The 17952-nt window shown below is 47.5% G+C and carries 16 protein-coding genes; 11 read left to right on the forward strand and 5 right to left on the reverse strand.

Annotated features, from left to right (window positions below; genetic code table 11):
- The first annotated feature begins 135 nt into the window (after positions 1-135).
- The 4 genes from BLQ88_RS25690 (at position 136) to BLQ88_RS25705 (ending at position 5765) form a co-directional block, all read left to right on the forward strand.
- Positions 136-1107: a T9SS type A sorting domain-containing protein gene (locus BLQ88_RS25690; RefSeq protein WP_090155832.1), complete on the forward strand. Its 972-nt coding sequence runs from the start codon at positions 136-138 to the stop codon at positions 1105-1107.
- An 11-nt stretch (positions 1108-1118) separates the two neighbouring features.
- The gene (locus BLQ88_RS25695; RefSeq protein ID WP_229212864.1) at positions 1119-2912 is read left to right on the forward strand and encodes a phage tail-like protein; all 1794 of its coding nucleotides are present in this window, start codon (positions 1119-1121) and stop codon (positions 2910-2912) included.
- Positions 2913-2930: 18 nt separating this feature from the next.
- Positions 2931-3227 (forward strand): hypothetical protein, encoded by a 297-nt coding sequence (locus tag BLQ88_RS25700; RefSeq protein WP_090155836.1) that lies wholly within the window; start codon positions 2931-2933, stop codon positions 3225-3227.
- 126 nt (positions 3228-3353) lie between these two features.
- A complete protein-coding gene (locus BLQ88_RS25705) occupies positions 3354-5765 on the forward strand; it encodes an ABC transporter permease (RefSeq protein ID WP_090155838.1) in 2412 nt (803 codons plus the stop codon).
- 261 nt (positions 5766-6026) lie between these two features.
- On the opposite strand, the gene BLQ88_RS25710 is transcribed toward BLQ88_RS25705, so the two are convergent.
- The 4 genes from BLQ88_RS25710 to BLQ88_RS25725 all read right to left on the reverse strand — a co-directional run bounded on the left by BLQ88_RS25710 (position 6027) and on the right by BLQ88_RS25725 (position 9664).
- Positions 6027-6518 (reverse strand): hypothetical protein, encoded by a 492-nt coding sequence (locus BLQ88_RS25710; RefSeq protein ID WP_143016930.1) that lies wholly within the window; start codon positions 6516-6518, stop codon positions 6027-6029.
- Between the two features lie 528 nt (positions 6519-7046).
- Positions 7047-8093 carry a hypothetical protein gene (locus BLQ88_RS25715; RefSeq protein WP_143016931.1) on the reverse strand — a complete coding sequence of 349 codons (1047 nt, stop codon included), beginning with the start codon at positions 8091-8093 and terminating at the stop codon, positions 7047-7049.
- 28 nt (positions 8094-8121) lie between these two features.
- Complete coding sequence (locus tag BLQ88_RS25720) at positions 8122-9435, reverse strand: amidohydrolase family protein (RefSeq protein WP_090155844.1); 1314 nt, start codon at positions 9433-9435, stop codon at positions 8122-8124.
- Between the two features lie 10 nt (positions 9436-9445).
- Positions 9446-9664 (reverse strand): hypothetical protein, encoded by a 219-nt coding sequence (locus tag BLQ88_RS25725; RefSeq protein ID WP_090155846.1) that lies wholly within the window; start codon positions 9662-9664, stop codon positions 9446-9448.
- 260 nt (positions 9665-9924) lie between these two features.
- Here BLQ88_RS25725 and BLQ88_RS25730 point away from each other — a divergent pair, with 260 nt between their 5' ends.
- The 4 genes from BLQ88_RS25730 to BLQ88_RS25745 all read left to right on the forward strand — a co-directional run bounded on the left by BLQ88_RS25730 (position 9925) and on the right by BLQ88_RS25745 (position 14346).
- Positions 9925-10956: a sensor histidine kinase gene (locus tag BLQ88_RS25730; RefSeq protein WP_176885106.1), complete on the forward strand. Its 1032-nt coding sequence runs from the start codon at positions 9925-9927 to the stop codon at positions 10954-10956.
- Between the two features lie 150 nt (positions 10957-11106).
- Positions 11107-12186, forward strand: coding sequence for a sensor histidine kinase (locus tag BLQ88_RS25735; RefSeq protein ID WP_090155850.1), 1080 nt, complete (start codon positions 11107-11109; stop codon positions 12184-12186).
- 25 nt (positions 12187-12211) lie between these two features.
- On the forward strand, positions 12212-12997 hold the full coding sequence (locus BLQ88_RS25740) for a LytR/AlgR family response regulator transcription factor (protein ID WP_090156003.1): 786 nt from the start codon (positions 12212-12214) through the stop codon (positions 12995-12997).
- A 212-nt stretch (positions 12998-13209) separates the two neighbouring features.
- On the forward strand, positions 13210-14346 hold the full coding sequence (locus BLQ88_RS25745; RefSeq protein ID WP_090155851.1) for an FAD-dependent monooxygenase: 1137 nt from the start codon (positions 13210-13212) through the stop codon (positions 14344-14346).
- Positions 14347-15045: 699 nt separating this feature from the next.
- Here BLQ88_RS25745 and BLQ88_RS36825 read toward each other — a convergent pair.
- Positions 15046-15222, reverse strand: coding sequence for a hypothetical protein (locus tag BLQ88_RS36825; RefSeq protein ID WP_176885107.1), 177 nt, complete (start codon positions 15220-15222; stop codon positions 15046-15048).
- 282 nt (positions 15223-15504) lie between these two features.
- Between BLQ88_RS36825 and BLQ88_RS25755 the strand changes: the two genes are divergently transcribed.
- Genes BLQ88_RS25755 through BLQ88_RS25765 form a run of 3 tightly spaced genes read left to right on the forward strand, consistent with a single transcriptional unit; the run spans position 15505 to position 17916 of the window.
- Complete coding sequence (locus tag BLQ88_RS25755) at positions 15505-16899, forward strand: serine hydrolase domain-containing protein (protein WP_090155853.1); 1395 nt, start codon at positions 15505-15507, stop codon at positions 16897-16899.
- 1 nt (position 16900) lies between these two features.
- On the forward strand, positions 16901-17380 hold the full coding sequence (locus tag BLQ88_RS25760; protein WP_090155855.1) for an RNA polymerase sigma factor: 480 nt from the start codon (positions 16901-16903) through the stop codon (positions 17378-17380).
- A complete protein-coding gene (locus tag BLQ88_RS25765) occupies positions 17377-17916 on the forward strand; it encodes a hypothetical protein (RefSeq protein ID WP_090155857.1) in 540 nt (179 codons plus the stop codon). Before BLQ88_RS25760 ends, BLQ88_RS25765 begins: the two co-directional genes overlap by 4 nt.
- Positions 17917-17952: the final 36 nt, after the last annotated feature.

Consider the following 17952-nt stretch of genomic DNA (forward strand, 5'->3'; position numbering starts at 1 on the left):
ACAAAAAGACAGTCACTATTAGTACAACCGGTTACAAGTGACGCCTGTACCTTTCCGAATTACTACGCATGTGCATGCGACCATGCGCTGCGACGTGAGAGGTTCACCTAATCTTTTTCTCAAACATCAGTTCACATGATCAAACGCTATCTGTTTTTTTGCCAGCTGACATTATTGCCCGCTTTGGCCGCACAGGCGCAGTTCACCACGGGAAGCGAAGGCTTTTTTGTCTCCCAGGGCACTTCCGTCACCATCGACAGCCTCACGCTGATACCCAGCACCGGTTTTTTGCTTTCTTCCCAGACCCTGACGATCTCCCCTACGCCCCTACCGGGCTCGCCCCCCGGCATTGCGCGGGTCTACCAGTTCAGCACACCCGTCGATTTCGCGGGCGAGGCAGGCTTTTTCTACCTGCCCTCGGAGCTGAACGGTAATACGGAAAGCTCGTTACAGCTCGCGCACGGCAACACGACTTTCGAATCCGTTACCGGCAGCACGGTGGATGTCACGCGACATTACATTTCCAACACCCTGCCGATGACCAACTTTACCTCGCTCACCGCCGCACAGGACAATGCGTTACCAGTGACCCTGATCGGTTTTGAGGTTAAAAAAGTGGAAAATATGGCGCTGCTCTCGTGGCAGACATCCGGCGAGCAAAACAGCGACTACTTCGAGGTGCAGCAAAGCCCGAATTTGAAGCAATGGGCGGCGTTGGGCAAGGTGAGCGCAGCCGGGGAAAGTGCAGAACGAAGGGATTACAGTTTCCGCGACCCCATCCGGCGGTCGGGAATGCAGTATTACCGGCTCAAAATGGTGGATTCCGACGGCACCTACGCTTACAGTATGATCCGTAATATCGAAATGGAAACCGGCGGCACGATCAGCGCCTTCCCGAACCCCGTGGTGGACAAGCTCGTGATCGGCTCGCAGGAAGCGCTCACGAGCGTGAAAGTCACCAGCCTGTCCGGCCAGGTGATGCTCGAAGTATCAAAACCGCAGCCCGGCCGGGAGTTCAGCATGAAGCAATATCCCGCCGGCACCTACCTCGTACAAGTGCAGACGGCCGCCGGCAAAACGCAGGCTATCAAAATCGTTAAGCAATAACCAACATGACCATGAAGAGATTCTATATTCCCAATGCCGCATTACTGACCACCCTGCTCGGCTCGCTCGCATTCACCGCCAGCGCCCAGGTGGGCATCGGCACCACTACCCCCGACGCCAGCGCACAGCTCGACGTGCAGTCGGGAGCCAAAGGCGTACTGATACCACGCCTCAATTCCACCCAGCGCGCCGGCATCGCCAGTCCGGCCGACGGACTGCTGGTGTACGATACCGATACCAAGAGTTTCTGGTATTTCAAAAGCGGCACCGGCTGGACCGACAATGCGCCGTTCGTATTGCCGTTTGCCGGCACGACCAACAATGCGGCCGCCGCGTTTTCGGCTACCAACCAGGGCGCAGGCCCGGCGCTGAACGGCATAGCGACCGGCGAAGGCTCCGCAGGCAAGTTTCAGAATACCAATTCCAACAATATCGACGCCAACGTACTGGATGTGGAAACCAACGGGAGCGGTAACATCCCGGATAATACCGTGGGGAATGCCGCGTCGTTTCGAATTAATAATAATAACAGCGTAGGCGCTGCCGTGCGGGGCGAAGTGGGTACGATCTTCGGCAACTTCGGCGCGGCGGGCATTTTTGGTAAATCGTCCGGTACCGGCGGGTTTGCCGGCCTTTTCCACGCGGCGAATACGGCGGGCAACGGCGCCTCGCTCGTCGCTATCACGGATGGCAACGGCAACGCCATCACCGCCAATGCGGGTAAAGACGGTAACGGTATCGAAACGAACATCGACGGCGCCGGCAATGCATTGTACGCGTGGGTACCCTCTTTCGCGACGGGGCGCCCGGGACGGTTCGAAAACTACAACGAGGATAATGAAACCGAGGCACTCCTCGTGAGAACCATTGGAAACGGCGTTGCAGGTAACTTCAAGGTGGACAGGACCACAGGTACATCGGCAGCCGTGAAAGCCGAAGTCAATTCGATATTTGCCAACTTTGGGACGGCCGCGGTATATGGCACATCGTCCGGCACGGGAGGTTATGCCGGTTTGTTTCATGCGAGTAATACCGCAGGCAACGGCCCTGCTTTGCTCGCATTGACCGATGGCAACGGGAACGGTGTTACCGCTAACGCGGGTGGTACCGGCGATGGCGTAGAAGCAACCTGCGACGGCTCCGGAAACGCGATGTTTGGCTGGATACCCAATTTCGGGACAGGCAAAGCCGGGCGGTTTTCCAATTTTAATTCATCAAACGGCCAACCTACGCTGTACGTGACAACCAACGGAACCGGAAATAACCTTCTGATAAACCATACCGGGCCCAGCGGCAGCCTCGCCGTATTCCAAAGCGGTGGTACCAACATGGCGCGCATCAACAAGGCGGGAAGAGGCTTTTTCAACGATGGTACCCAAAACGGCGGTGCCGACATTGCGGAAGCGTTCGACGTGGTCGACGCAACATCTCAATATGAGCCGGGCGATGTGCTGAGCATCGCAACCTCCAAAGACCGGACCATCGAAAAAAGCGCGGGCGCCTATTCATCGCTCGTCCTGGGTGTGTACGCGACCAAGCCCGGCGTGCTCCTTACCGAGGAAAACATCGATAGCGAGCTCACCGGCAAGGTGCCGATGGGCGTCGTGGGCGTAATCCCTACCAAAGTATGTACCGAAGGTGGCGCCATTCAGCGTGGCGACCTGCTCGTGACCTCATCGATCCCCGGCGTAGCCATGAAGGCCGATCCTGCCAAAATCCAGACCGGTCAAGCCCTCGGAAAAGCATTGCAGAACTTCGACGGCGAAGGGACCGGCAAGATCAATGTGTTTGTCAATGTCAAATAGAAAAAGCTATCCATCATTATGAAATACATCCTCATCATTGCCCTGACCGCCCTCACCGGCATCACGGCCACCGCCCAGTCCCGTTTCAGAACCGACGAATCCATTGGCAGCCAATTGAAGAAAGGCACAGCGCCGGGTTTACTGTTCAGCAAGGACGTAGCCGCTAAAAAAGACACCTTGCACAAGCCCACAGCCACCGGCGGTTACGGTCAACAGCTCCGCACCAACACTCTGCCGGGCAGATTGTATAAACCAGCCTCCGAAGCCAAGCCGGAAACGAGCCCTGCCGTGCCGGTAAAGCGGGAAGGGGAATAATAAGTCATTAAAAGCAAAAGAGGCCGTCTCGAATCAATTTTTGAGACGGCCTTCTGTTTTTAATATTTTACTTCCGACCTTGGCAAACCCAATTACAGGTGAGTAAACGAATCAATAAAAAGAGTAATGATCAAAAATTATTTTTCCATAGCTATCCGAAGCTTTCGGGCAAACCTGCAATACACCTTCGTAAATCTTGCCGGATTGAGTGTCGGTCTGATGAGTGTGTTTTTAATCATTTCATATCTCACCTTTGAACTATCGTTTGACAAGCATTATTCCAACTCCGACAGAATTTATCAAATCATCAGCGAGGAAAAGGGGACAGCACCGTTTATTAAAACCGCCGAGGTTCCAGACGTACTTGGGGCTACGCTTCATGCGGAATTTCCTGAAATAGAAGCGCATACCGCCTTCTCGGATTATGAACGTACCGTTTGGGTCAATGATAAACCACACACGCTAAATTCCGTAACAGGAGCCACCAATTTTGTTCAAGTATTTAATTTGCCTTTTGTTTATGGGAATGCATCCACCTGTTTTTCTCAGCCGCAGTCGGTAGTTCTCAGTCAAAAAGCCGCAGACGAACTATTCCCGGGAGAGAGCCCTATCGGAAAAAGCATTAAACTCTCAAAAAATTCGTCGCCAGTATACACCGTGACGGGCTTGATCCGCAATGTTCCTCCTAATACAGTGTTCAAAGCAGATATTATTTTTGCACTCAATAAAGATAATGCCCCCAATATATTAGACTTTACATCTTACAGCGCTTTCGGAACTCAGTATATTCTTTTAAAGCCGGGAGGCGACATTGAAAAATTGCAGCAAAAAATAGGCGGGTTTCTGAAAAAATATAAGACCAATCAAAAGCAAGACATAGGCTTCATCAAACTTACCGACATACATCTGAGAGCATCTGATATTAGCGCCGAACTAGATAACACTGTCAATATCAAATACATATATATTCTATCAGGAGTATGTGCGCTCATTCTGATCATCGCGTGTATCAACTATATCAACCTAACTACCGCACGATCCCTGCAAAGAATTAAAGAGGTGGGTATTCGTAAAACTTTGGGGAGTAGTAGAAAGCAGCTGGCGTTCCAGTTCATCGGCGAATCCTTCTTATTTTTTGCAGTCGCCCTTGTATTAGCGATGCTGCTGAGTTACTTGGTTTGGCCGTTTTTTATTTCTATGTTAAATATCCAGTTGCCATTATCCTATCTTTTCACCATTCCAAACATCTTACTTTTAGTCGCAGCAGGTTTGCTTTCAGGCATTCTCTCAGGGGTTTATCCTTCTCTTCTCGTAAGCGGAGCCCAGTCCGCGGGCATATTGAAAAAGGAGCCACGAAGCTTCTTTCTAAATTTTCGGTTAAGAAAGGTTTTGATTGTGACCCAATTTGCCTTATCCACTATTTTGATTATTTGTACACTGGTAATATGGGATCAATTCAAATACCTTAGAAACAGACCGCTGGGTTTCGCTAAGGACCATTTATTGTTTCTTCCGAAGGCCGATATTGAAAACCATCAATACGCCTTTAAAAAAGCACTTATTGACTATCCAAATGTAGAGAATGTCAGCTTTTCAGACATTCAGGTAGGTAGTGGTTTCGGCGTTTATTCGAGTAATACGAATCCATCGGACACTGCCAAACGCTTAGATTTTGCATACATTAGTGCAGATTACGATTTTGTAAAAACTTGGAAAATTAAACTGAAAGAAGGCCGGCTATTTTCAGAAACCATCACCCGGGACGCAATCAATTTTGATTCACTTGCAAAAAAGTGCAAGGATCCAAATGTATATTCAACACGCCCTATAATTGTTTCAGAATCACTGGTAAAAGCCCTGAATATCTCCAACCCGATTAACCATGTATTGCGCGAGGGATCACCTTCTGGAACCATCATCGGCGTACTAAAAGATTTCCAATTGACTACCTTAAAAGAAACAAGCCCTTTATTGATATATGACCTCCTACGCAAAAGCTCATTTGCTTATACGTACATTCGTGTAAAAGACAGCAACTTGCCCGAGACGATAAGCCATATTGAAAATACCTGGAAAACATTTTTTCCAAACGAGACTTTCACTTACACATTTGCAGACGACAAACTGAATAGATTATACGACTCCGAACGGCGGCAAACCCAGATTTTCACCTACTTTGCATCGATTGCCATTATTATTTCTGCGATTGGTCTTTATTGCCTTGCTTCATTAGTTGTGAAACAGCGAAACAAGGAAATTGGTATCCGGAAAGTAATGGGCGCTTCGATTTCGAATATCGCAATTATGATTTCCAGCGATTTTTTGATTTTGATTGTTACAGCATTGATCATCGCATTTCCGGTCGCTTATTTGGCCATGCAACATTGGCTGCAAGATTATCCATTTCGGATAGACATAGAGTGGATGACCTTTGCCATCGCCGCTATCCTGACGGTATCGGTAGGTATGCTCACAGTAGAGCTTCAAGTAATTGCCGCTGCGAGATTAGATCCTGTTAAAAGTTTGAAAACCGAGTAGCAATCCATTCCACTATTAAAACTGAACTGTAATCGGCTTAAAGCAGATAGGCTATTGTGCTTATGCGAACCTTTCAATACAAGCAGTGATACTTCTACGATGCTACCGGCTGCGATTTTTCCGCATTAATGGCATCACAGGATTAAACTTGGTTACAGCACGAGAAAGTATTTCTCGATCTCCTTCGCTCCTGACTGTTATTACATCATAAAAGCGGCGAGCGATTTGTGGTGAACTTTGGGACTTTATTAGAGCTGAATATCATAAATTAAATATCAGAGGATCAACTTCGAAAGGCCCGTTGTAGCACCTGTGTTCTTTCAAATTTGATAGTACATCTCCGAGCTTATACTTATTATTGCGAGGCGATATGATTTGATCAATTTCTTCTATGCTAGCCCAAAACACCGTATAGTCTCCGGTGTCCTCCTTTGATAAATTGTTATCGATTGCATATTCCACAAATGTAGTAGTACCTGCTTTTACTAATATAAAAGAAGGGAAAGCATTAGCGCTATTTTTCGTTGAGTCCATGTAGGCGAATAGGTCATGCCGCTCATCAAACCAATGAGATGCTACCAGCTCCTCCCTCAGATTGAAATAGGCAATTTTATCGAATGGCTCTATTTTCTGGTAAAAAAATAGTTTGCTGCCCATGTTAATGTTGCAATCTCCTGCTTCATGGGAACTCATCTTGGTGAAATCATCTAACCTAATGGCCCCGCACGGATGTTTACTGCCATTTTTTTTCACTCTCCCCATGTTTAATAGAATTAGGTCGGAGCTGGAATTGTTCTTAAAATTCAAACGAAGTGATTTTAGCTTTTTTGCACTCGTATTAAAATGAAAAGATATACTGATTTTTGACTGACCTGTGCATCCAGCGAAGGTTATCAAAATGAAAAGCACACATATTTTATTTTTCATAATAACTAGGAAAAACGAGTCGAAGTCGTCAATGATTTTATAGGCGTGTAGAGGTATGATTAATTCTAATTTTTACATTTCACTCCAATAGCTTATTTGAGTCAGACAATTGATGATATACCTTCAATATCCTCAATACTGACTTTGAATGGTTCCACCTTTCAAAGTCAGCAATATTATGTCCCATTAAACTTAAACAATACAATATAAATATCATCTCGATCATCTAGGAATTCTTAGCTGACCTTATCCCCAACCTTGGACCGCAATCTGTTCAGTTCCCGGCGCACGTGCTTGTTGTACCCGAGTACCGAGTCGATCGGTGAACATCCAATAGAAATGTCAGCTACTGTTTCAACCATTTACAGAATAAACGTCGGTCTGGCGGAAGTACTTCTTCCAATCGAAATCCTTATACCGCAATTTGTCGCCCTCGCTCATCTGGTGACAGCTCATACACAATGCGCCCGAGCCCGCGATGATGACGTTATCGATCCCCTGTTGGGTCTGATCCAGAAATTTTACGGTGTTCTGGCGCGCATTCAGTATCCGTTTTTCGAGTACATCTTTGTACGCCCAGTTGTTATAGTCCGGAGAAGCCTTTGCCAGTTCGTATATTTTGACCGCCATTGCATGGTCCCCCGTTTTTACGATCATGTCACCCATATTCAAAAAATATCCCTCGATGTTGTGCGGCGCAATCCAGTTGTTGTAACAGGCGCGGTCTTTCCCAAGATTGTGGCCCGACAAATCGCGGTTGAGAATGTGCCGGATATCGGGGTTAGCGCGGTCAATGGGTGATGTATAGCAATCTTCGAGCGTTGTCCATTGCATTTCCAGGGCATATTTATACGGCTCGGACTGCGGGGGTAAACTGGTGTATCCGATGCCAATAGTGAACTTGTTGAATTCCGGCCAGGCGGCAATCGATTCCTGGCCTTTGAGGACGGCACTTTGTTGAACCGGCCCTGGCTGCGGTTGCAAGCTGGCATACGCCATTTCAGCATTGGACAAGAAGCCCAGAATGCGCTTATCATTGGTATTGAGCTGATACGCCCTGGTGAAATACCTGTATGCGTTGTTGATGTAATCGGGAATATTACCCAGCGGCTGCGTACTGCGCATCCCCTCGGACAGCACCCAGAAATTGGCAAAACCTAAATGCGCCGCAACCACTACATTGGTGGAATCCTCGCTATACTGCTTTTCCAACCTGCTGATGATCGTTTTGACATTGCTGACATTGCCGCTATGAAACTGTTCCCAGAAAAACTCGTTTTCGGGATCATCCACACTGTTATAGATCTTCTCGAATGCGGAAGGTTCGTGTGGATGGTCGGAGCAGGCATTCATGCACACGGCGCCTGCAAAAATGGTCATGGCTATAATCGTCTTTTTCATATGGATTTGTGGATTGAGTGTTTGGTGTCTATATGGTTCGCATGATCCGGGCTGCGATATCGCCTACGCGCATTGCTATATTTTCCAGGTCATGGAAAAGCCATTCACCGCGATGCCGCGCCAATTTCCCATTGATCACGATCGTGTCTATACAGGCTTCCTGCAAGTAGTAAAAGGCTGGATTTCGAAGGAATACCTCGTTAGAAAAGGCGTCCCATTTAAAAAGCGAGAAACAGGCTTTGCTCCCGACCGCAATGTGGGCCGACGTGTTCAGATCGGCATATGCATTCGCATTTTCCATTGAATCGAAGAAAAACTGGTTGCTTGCATAAGGTATCTGCACGGGAAATTCCATGTTTTCAAGCACCCGGTGGTTCACCAGCGAGCGGTAATATTGCAGCAACAACCGTTGTTGAAATAACAGGCTATCGGTTGAACTTGTTGGAATGTCGGTCCCGACCGACCATTTTAAACCGGGCACATCGGCCATAAACCGCGCTGCGGGCTCGCCGAGCCCGGTTTGCATTTCGGCCTCGGGTGTGATGGTTACCAGGCAACCCGCCTTGCCTACCAGTGTCATTTCTTCCTGTGAAAGCGTATTGCAATGCACCAGGTTGAGTGTTTCGGTCAACAGGCCGTGCTCGGCGAGCTGCATGACAGGCTTGTTGATTTTGCCCAAAAGCGAGCAGCCGATGTGCATCGAAGCCGGAATCTGCAATGCCCTGGCCAGTTCGATATCTGCCCGGTTGACGTCCATTACCGCAAATTCCGGCCCACGCATCCCCATTCCGATCCGGACGTTCGGTGTCATATTACCAAACTTTTTGACCAGGGCTTCGATATACCGGTCGTGACGGGTAATGCTATGGTTCCAGTATTTCTCACGCTCGATGGCGGAGGTAGCGTGCAGGAAGAGCACATTGAGCCCCGAATCCAGAGCCGCCTGCGCTGCCGCATCCGCATGTTCCGCAGAATTCATAATGTGCGACCAGTCGAAAACAGTAGCGATACCGGCCAGCGCGCATTGTATATAGCCGTAAAGATTTATATAGTACAACTCTTCCGCGCTGATCTGTGACGCGATGTTGCCGGCCACTTTGTCGAGATATTCCAAAAGCATCATATCCGATGCCACGCCTTTGAAAGGCGCCTGCCATACGTGGCGGTGCGCATCGGTCAGGCCAGGCAGGGCAAGCATCCCCTCGCCGTTTACGACATCCGGTCCGTATTCTTCCGTACCGCTCTCGGTGATCGCGGTGATGATGCCCGCTTCTGAAATGTGAATGTCCGACCTATTTGTGATTGGGCCGCCGTCAAAAATGTGAACGTTTTTAATGATCATGGCTTTACTGTCAATGTTTTTTCAATTTGATAATGCTTTTGAGTAATGAGTCCTTTTTGCCATCAGGAAGCAGATTGAACTTGATCCACAGACGGTTATCGCTTTGAAAGACGACCTCCCATTCGTCGGCTTTCGTGCTGGTCTGCGGGTCTGTGAGCGTGAGCGTTTGAGACGAGCGCTCGTAGGTCCAGTTGTAGATATGCTTTTCGCCGGGCAGGTGTTTCTTCATGGCATAGAGCAATTCTGTTTTGGTTTAACGGAAGGATTCCTCCCGATTTCCTGACAAAATTGCAACTGCAAAGCACTGATGACCAATTACAACCGGACGAAGTGGGACATTTGGGGGGTCAACCAGCGGAACTAACGGCTCATCCGTAGATATCCCGTTTCAAGTGCTTTTTATCCCCGGCCGTCTGAATATTCTTCCAAAAACGTGTCATGGTAGCCAACTTTGGATAGTTACCAACCATCGAGAACCGCATGCCATCTATGAGATTACCGAAATACATAGCCAGCGAATACCAGCTTATGCTAGGGATTCTGATCCCGTATTCGGTGCTTTTGAACTTTTTGATTTTTTCCAAACCCTATTTTAACGACTACGTTTTCGCCGTCCAGGTCACGCTCATCACGCTCTCGATCAAAGTAGTGGATTGGCAGCTCCACACGATTATCGCGATGGCATTGGCGGGAAAATTTCTGAAACCTGCCGACACCATGCGCCGGATAGGCGTTTCGCTGCTTCTTTTTGTCCCCCTTACCGCATTGGTTAACACGTTGATATTTGTGTTTTACTACCAAACCGGCATCGGAGAAGCTTACTTTAACACCGAAAATTACGGTTGGGTGCTCATATCGGGCGTAGGACTGAATATGCTCGCAACGTTCCTGCATGAGGGAATGTCCAATTTCGAAAAATGGAAGGCTGCGCTCACCGAAACGGAGCAGTTGAAAACCGAATATGCCAAAAGCCGACTGGAAGGGCTAAAAACGCAGGTGAACCCGCATTTCCTCTTCAATAGCATCAATACGTTGTCAAGCCTGATCGGCGAGGACCCCGGGAAGGCGGAAGTGTTTCTGGATGAAATGTGTAAAGTATACCGCTATCTGCTCAAAACCGACGAAGGCGAGTTCGTAACCCTTCAAACAGAGCTGCAATTCCTGAATTCATGGTTTTACATTCTGAAAATCCGCTATGGCCAGGCCATTCATTTCGATATGGACGTGGACAATAATTCCCTTGAAAAACGCATCCCGCCACTCACCTTGCAGCTGTTGATCGAGCAGATTCTGAATCGGAACATCATCAGTAAGCTCAAACCGTTGCGGATATGCATTACTGTGACGGACGCCGGGCGGCTGGCATTGCAGCATACGGTGGCATTGAAAATTGCCGTGGAGGACCAGGCAGGTAACGCCGGGCTGGAAAACGTAGTCAACAAATTCCGGCTGCTCGACCTGGAACCGATGCGCATTGCCCGTAATGGTGACACGCAAACCATCGAAATTCCACTCACGTGAGCACATTTGAGGTTATGTTTTTGCCATTTCGCCTGAAAAATCACCAATTCGTCGGCAAGTGGTTGTATCCGCGCATAATCCTTGGCACATTTGTTCAGCCCATGAAATAATACAGTAAATTACTATGAAATCTACCCACAGATACAACGAATGTTCCATTACCGGCCCTCTTTCATCGAATGGTTGACGCTTGTATGCATGTTCCCGATTGTGATATGCACGGCGGGTTATCAGCTGTATGGAAGCCGTTATTTCCACGACGTCGAGGTTTTTGCGGTCACCACGTCTTTGATCGTGGCGATTTCGCTTACGTGCTGGTATTTCCATTTTATGCTGATCCAAAAGTTTGCCGCGTTCTTCCCTACATTCAAAGATATGTGGAAGCGCGTGCTGGCAATGATCTGGCTGGACATCATCGTCCTGAAAATCAACATGGCCATTGCTTTCTACGGATTCGACGCGGTGCATTTATTCGGGTATGAATTTGTGCATGAAAATTTCGTATTCAGCTCCATTATCGGCATCACCGTCACGGTCATCGGCATTACCCTTTGTGAAACGGAATACGTATTCAAAAAATGGAAGGAAAGCCTCGCGATGAAAGAACTGGCGCAAATGCAGTACCACGAGCAGGAGTTCGAAAACCTGATCAGGCAGATCAACCCGCATTTTTTGTTCAATAATCTCAATACGCTCTCCTCACTGATTACCACCGACCCGGCCAAAGCCGAATATTTCCTGGACGAGCTTAGCAAAGTGTACCGATACCTGATGCGTAATAACCAGGAAGTGCTCTCGACGCTGGGAAATGAAATGCAGTTCATAGGTTCTTACATCGCCCTACTCCAAATCCGGCACGGCCAGGCGATACAGTTCCAGATGGTCGACCTTACCTCCTTCGAAGACCGGATACTTCCCTCGCTGTCACTACAACTGCTTGTCGAAAACGCAGTGAAACACAATATGGCCCGGAAGGACCGACCATTGCAAATTTCCATTTCGGTAGACGGGCAGGAAAGGCTGGTGGTTGAAAATAATTTGCAGCAAAAGCCGGGAAACGTCCCGTCCAATAAAATCGGGTTATCCAATATTTCGCTTAAATACAAGATGCTCGGCCAACCCGCGGCTTTGATCGAGAAAGATGAACGCACTTTCAGGGTGAGGCTCGCATTAATGCACCGCGGCGAGGTGGAAGAGCATCATCAGGTACTTGCGCATTTACCTGCCTAATAAATGACTGATCTACAAAATCATGATGAAAGTACTTATTATCGAAGACGAAGACCTGGCGGTGGCCAAACTCAAACGGTCACTGCAAAGCATCGGCCGTGACATCGAAATCGTGGGCACTACCGATAGCGTGGAGGGCACCGTGGAATGGCTCAATAAGAACCCCGCCCCAGACCTGATCCTGGCCGATATTGAGCTCGTCGATGGGCAGAGTTTCGAAATCTTTAATCGTGTGGAGGTTTCCAGCACGGTCATCTTCACGACCTCTTACGATGAATATGCATTGAAAGCATTCAAGGTCAATAGCGTGGATTATCTGTTGAAACCGGTGCAGAAAGAGGAATTGGAAGCCGCCCTGAACAAATTCACCAACTGGATCGAAAAGCCCAAACAGGCAGGCGCTCAGGGCCAGCCGGTCGTCAACATCGAAAACCTGGCCGCGCAGCTGCACCAGCATATGAACACGCGGCAGTACCGAAGACGCTTCTTGGTTAAAAGTGTGCAGAAACTCGTTTCGATCAACGTGGAAGATATCGCCTACTTCTATTCGGAAGAAAAGCTGGTATTCTTCAAAACGTATAACAATAAACGTTTTGTGGTCGATTACACGATGGATGAACTGGAAAACATGCTGCAACCGGAAAATTTCTACCGGATCAGCCGGTCTTTTTTCGTTTCCCCAGCCGCTCTGGACCAGATCAACGACTATTTTGGCCACCGGCTTGCGCTAAAACTCCGGCCAGATCATGAAAAAGAAGTGATCGTAAGCCGGGAAAAGGTAACGGATTTTAAGCATTGGCTGGGTAAATAGCAGGCGGCGCCCATTCCGGCTTTATCCCTAAAAGTCCCAGTTCGGCAAGAAGCCACGCCAGTTCACACCACAGCAGATTGCCGCACAACACGCCAGTAACCAGTTTTGCACTACAATGAACTGACAGGCTGCCTGCATAGAGGGGTATCAGGTAGAAGTTTCGGCTTTTATATATCGTCAGCAGTCTTAGCATAAATTATCACCTTACCGCCATGAAAATCACCATCACAGGAGCTGGTATTGCCGGTCTTTGCGCGGCCATCGCTTTTACGAAAGCGGGTTATGAAACAACGGTCTTCGAGGCCGCTCCGACCATCATGCCGGTCGGAGCAGGGCTGGGCCTGGCGCCGAATGCCATCAATGCATTGGCCGCGCTCGACATTGCCGACGACATCATTCCGCTGGGCCGCCGTCTCCCTTATTTCCGAATCCTCGACCGCTCGGGCAAAGTCATTTCCGAGAACAACAGCGATATGATCGGCCGGAAATTCGGTTTGGATAACTTCACGATTCATCGCCGTCAACTGCACAATGCATTGCTCAGCGAAGTCGACCCTGCCTCTATTCACGCGGCGAAAAAGGCCGTCGGTCTTGAAAACGACGGGAGCCAGCTTCGCCTGCATTTCGCGGATGGTACCAGCTTCAAGACCGACTATCTCATCGTCGCCGACGGTATCAATTCGGTGATCCGCCAGCAAGTGGCCCCTAATGCACAAAAGCGTTACGCGGGCTACACCTGCTGGCGCGGTGTGATCGACAATGCGGGCGCGCTCGCAGAAGGTGCTTCCGAAACCTGGGACACGACCGGCCGCTTCGGCATTGTTCCGTTGCCCGATGACCAGCTTTACTGGTTTGCATGTGTGGCGGCCGATGCCAACGATGCGCGGTACGGCAATTTTGTTCCTCAGAACCTGGCGCAGCATTTCAGGCATTTCCATACGCCGGTCCCGGAAATACTCGCCCGTGCCCATGGACAAGCCCTGCTCCACCACGATATATACGATCTTGCCCCGCTCGAACATTATGCTTACGGCAACGTGCTGCTAATCGGCGACGCCGCCCATTGTGCTACACCCAACATGGGCCAGGGCGCATGCCAGGCCATTGAGGATGCTGCGACGTTATACACAGAACTCTGTAAGGATGTCCCGCTGGAAAACGCATTTATAGCATTCGAAAAGCGACGGCTGGAACGCACCCAATACATTATCAGTCAGTCGCGAAAAATAGGAAGTCTGGCGCAAATCGGGAATCCGCTGCTGGCTAGTCTCCGTAACACGGCGCTTAGACTAGCGCCGGCATCGCTTCGTGAAAAGCAATTCGAAAAACTCTACAACGTGACATTCTGAAAATAGCACTCCGGCGCATTTCAGTTTAAATATCAATCCAAAGCCATGAAATACACAATTTTATTCACCACTTGAGACCTTCAACGATTTTGGAAAGCTCGAAATAATCGAGGATACCCTCCGGTAACAGGAAGCGGACTAGGGCTAAATAGGATTCTTGCAATGCATTTACTATTGATTCATTGCAAAACAACTACTTTTTTCACCGCCCCCCAAGTTTTCGGACTGATCCCGAAAACAGTGAAAAAATGACGTTTTTAAACAAAAAAGCGCCCTTTGAGGAGCTTCAAGTGATCCCGCTGGAATCGCAAAATATCGACGAAAGTAGTTGATTATCAAATGTCTTACCCGAGCGAATCGAATAGGTGACTGAATTGGGGACCGAATGAAATGATCGAATTTGGCTTCAATTCAAATATTTTCCGTATCAAATTTAGTCATCTAAGCATATCTATCCAAAGTTATGTAATCTATTATATGATCAACAATGAATTAATCCTCTCATTAAGACTGAAAAAGGTTAGTGCCGCCTAAATTCAAGTTTGCCTTTCAATTTCACTCCCTGCCAAATCTGTCGAAGACTCTTTATCGGGGATTTTTTCTGTTTTAGAAGCAAATAGGATATCGACGGAGCTATACTTTTAAAAGCGGGGCGGTCATTGTTATCTACCCAAATCCCTTCTGTTCCCAAGCCCAAGGTCAATTGATTGAGGGGCCTACCGATAACCCAGAGGCTATCCGGTTGTCGTAAGTACCAAAAAAGGCTTCCACAATTGTCCCGCTCTGGCGGGAGGAGACCAAATGGCTCTGCGCATTTGTGTCCACGTCGAATATAGTCATGAGCACGATGCCCACAATAAATGAATATCTATTCATTATAGTGAGGTTAGCACTTAACGGAAATTTATAGAGGTACTGTAATGCCTGTTACGGCTTATGGGTGCTTCGAATCAACACTAGGCCCTCCTTATCGTCGATGATAAGACTTCTTTTATGAATTGATACGGATAAAAGTGATCACGACCCAATACGCCCATCCATTCTATGGTAACCGGTTGGCCCATCCCGCGAATACTGCATTCAGTAGTTAATATTTCTTTATCACTTGTCATCTTTTTCAATAAATCGCTACTAATGGTGTGGATTAACTGAAAAAAGATGAACAGATTACAAATTCTCATACTCGCCTTTATTTGTGTGCTAGGGCTTCTGACAAGATCAATAGCCCAGATTCAAAAAGAACAGATTGACTTGCTTGACAGTTATTTGAGCGTACAGCAGCAATCAATTGGCTTCAACGGTACAGTCATGATTACCAGAAATGATAGTATAATCTATCAACGATCTGTTGGAAAAGCGTCATTGGAGCTCGACGTAACGTTCTCTTCGGATCCTGTTTTTCGAATAGCATCAATCACTAAACAGTTTACTGCCATGCTGATTGTGTTGGCGGCCGAAGAGCAAAAGTTATCGCTTGGCGATCATCTCAGTAAATATTTTCCTCGGCTTAGCCAATCAGATTGGCCTAACATCACTATCAGGCAATTGCTTACTCACACCTCCGGCCTCCCACACGATGAAGGGATTGCAGATTACTGGGAGAAAATTTCGTTTCTTCCACTCTCGGAACGGCAGGCTGCAGATGAGATACTCAAACTGAAACTGTTGTCTGTCCCCGGAACAGAGACGCATTACTCGAGTCCTGGCTACTTTTTGCTGGCAAGTATTCTCGAAATAGTTTACCACAAAAGTTATGATGCGATCCTAAGGGAGAAGATTACTGCTCCATTGCATATGGATCATACAGGAGTAGGCAATGCAACTGACATTATTAAAGGAATGGTTTCCCCGTATCATCAATTAGCAAATCGACTGATCGCGGCACCACATCGCGACTCTGCGTTAATGAAGGGTTCGGGCAACATGTATTCAACTGCGAGCGATCTATCGAAGTGGAACAATGCCTTAAACGGCAGTAGTCATTTCAACAAAATGGTCATTGATCAGCTGTTCACCATTCAAAACTCGCAGCCGGTTAACGGACGTAGCGAATCTTATGGTTATGGCTGGTTTCTTAGGCGAACGTCAAACCGGGAAAGAGATTTCAATTTTACTGGTGGCGGGACTTATGGATGTTCTGCTATTTCGGGATACTATCCAAATGCAAAGATTTCTGTGGTTATCCTAAGTAACGTTTCCACTTTGCCTGTCGGAGAAATGCAGTCCGATATTGAAAGCATCGTTTTTGGAGACAGCTTTGATATGCCGGTTGCGCAAACCCAAGTGGTAATGGACGCATCTCAGCTCGACAAATTCCAAGGAGCGTATACTGCGGATAGTGGCCATGTCTTACTGATTTTTTTTAAAGGAGAGCAACTCTATGCGAAAATGGGACAAAACCCATTCTTCGAACTGTATCCCTCGGAGAACTTGGTGTTCTTTGGTAAAAAGGTACCCGTGCAGATTGAATTTGAAAACGGTTCAGATAACACCATCAAAGGCCTAAAAGCCAAACTCAAAGGACAATCAATTCATTTTCTTAAAAGCAGGTAGCATGGAAAAGCAGTTTTTGGAGATGATCACCATGCATAGGGCCAGCATTCATAAGGTGTCACGACTTTACCGGGATAGCCCTGAGGATCGCGAGGATCTTTTTCAGGAGATCGTTTTACAGTTGTGGCAGTCGTTCCCAAAATTCGAGGGAAAATCCAAGCAAAGTACTTGGGTATACAAAATTGCCCTTAACACTGCAATGGCATGCTATCGAAAGAAAAGCATCATATTATCATTTACAGAGCAATTACCTGACAAGGAAGACAGCAACATCGATGGCGAAGATCGGGAAAGAGAGGAGCAGCTGTTTAAGATATTAAAAACGTTAAACGAAGCGGACAGAGCTCTACTCGCATTGTATTTTGAAGACTTCGACTATCGCGAGATGGCAGAGATAACGGGGTTGAGCGAAAACCACATTGCCGTAAAGATGGGAAGAATCAGATCCAAGTTAAAAAAGACCTTAAATCCAGCAAAATGAGTATCGACGAACTAAAAAACGATTGGAAAAATCTTCAGCCGGAAAATAATGGCATGAAAGAGCAGCCAATGATAAAAAAAGGTAACAAGCACTTAAATGCCATCAGACTGCGGCTTGCCATAGAAATGGTCTCATACGCGCTATTTTTGACTGTTTATTATACGATGTTTGATGGAGACAAAAGGCCGCTCTACGCCAATTTATTACTTGTTGGATCTTTTCTTATGGTCATCATCCATAGCTTGACGGGCTACATGGCCGCAAAAAACATTGTATCAGGAGAAGATATTTTGCAGTCGATGACGAAATATCACAAAAAGCTTAAAGGATACGCCATGGTTTCTTTGCTGACACGGACGGCTTCATTGATTTGCCTATTAATTTTCTTTGTTTCTTCCATAGAGCTTGATACTGCGAAAAACTGGATGCTTTTTGGCTTGGCCTTGCTCGTCGCCATTCAGGCCTATATAAATTATAAGATATGGTCTGCCAGAATAAAGCGAATAGGTGATTGCATTGAAAATTGGCACTCGTAAAGTAAAGTCTTCCGACCAGACTGGCCTAGCGCCTCA

It is taken from the genome of Dyadobacter soli, from assembly GCF_900101885.1.
In the GTDB taxonomy this organism is placed as follows: Bacteria; Bacteroidota; Bacteroidia; order Cytophagales; family Spirosomataceae; genus Dyadobacter; species Dyadobacter soli.

What these genes read in the sequence shown, in the direction of transcription:
- BLQ88_RS25690 (WP_090155832.1), top strand. Translation starts at nt 136, where the DNA reads ATGATCAAACGCTATCTGTTTTTTTGCCAGCTGACATTATTGCCCGCT.
- BLQ88_RS25695 (WP_229212864.1), top strand. Translation starts at nt 1,119, where the DNA reads ATGAAGAGATTCTATATTCCCAATGCCGCATTACTGACCACCCTGCTC.
- BLQ88_RS25700 (WP_090155836.1), top strand. Translation starts at nt 2,931, where the DNA reads ATGAAATACATCCTCATCATTGCCCTGACCGCCCTCACCGGCATCACG.
- BLQ88_RS25705 (WP_090155838.1), top strand. Translation starts at nt 3,354, where the DNA reads ATGATCAAAAATTATTTTTCCATAGCTATCCGAAGCTTTCGGGCAAAC.
- BLQ88_RS25715 (WP_143016931.1), bottom strand. Translation starts at nt 8,093, where the DNA reads ATGAAAAAGACGATTATAGCCATGACCATTTTTGCAGGCGCCGTGTGC.
- BLQ88_RS25720 (WP_090155844.1), bottom strand. Translation starts at nt 9,435, where the DNA reads ATGATCATTAAAAACGTTCACATTTTTGACGGCGGCCCAATCACAAAT.
- BLQ88_RS25725 (WP_090155846.1), bottom strand. Translation starts at nt 9,664, where the DNA reads ATGAAGAAACACCTGCCCGGCGAAAAGCATATCTACAACTGGACCTAC.
- BLQ88_RS25730 (WP_176885106.1), top strand. Translation starts at nt 9,925, where the DNA reads ATGAGATTACCGAAATACATAGCCAGCGAATACCAGCTTATGCTAGGG.
- BLQ88_RS25735 (WP_090155850.1), top strand. Translation starts at nt 11,107, where the DNA reads ATGTTCCATTACCGGCCCTCTTTCATCGAATGGTTGACGCTTGTATGC.
- BLQ88_RS25740 (WP_090156003.1), top strand. Translation starts at nt 12,212, where the DNA reads ATGAAAGTACTTATTATCGAAGACGAAGACCTGGCGGTGGCCAAACTC.
- BLQ88_RS25745 (WP_090155851.1), top strand. Translation starts at nt 13,210, where the DNA reads ATGAAAATCACCATCACAGGAGCTGGTATTGCCGGTCTTTGCGCGGCC.
- BLQ88_RS36825 (WP_176885107.1), bottom strand. Translation starts at nt 15,222, where the DNA reads ATGAATAGATATTCATTTATTGTGGGCATCGTGCTCATGACTATATTC.
- BLQ88_RS25755 (WP_090155853.1), top strand. Translation starts at nt 15,505, where the DNA reads ATGAACAGATTACAAATTCTCATACTCGCCTTTATTTGTGTGCTAGGG.
- BLQ88_RS25760 (WP_090155855.1), top strand. Translation starts at nt 16,901, where the DNA reads ATGGAAAAGCAGTTTTTGGAGATGATCACCATGCATAGGGCCAGCATT.
- BLQ88_RS25765 (WP_090155857.1), top strand. Translation starts at nt 17,377, where the DNA reads ATGAGTATCGACGAACTAAAAAACGATTGGAAAAATCTTCAGCCGGAA.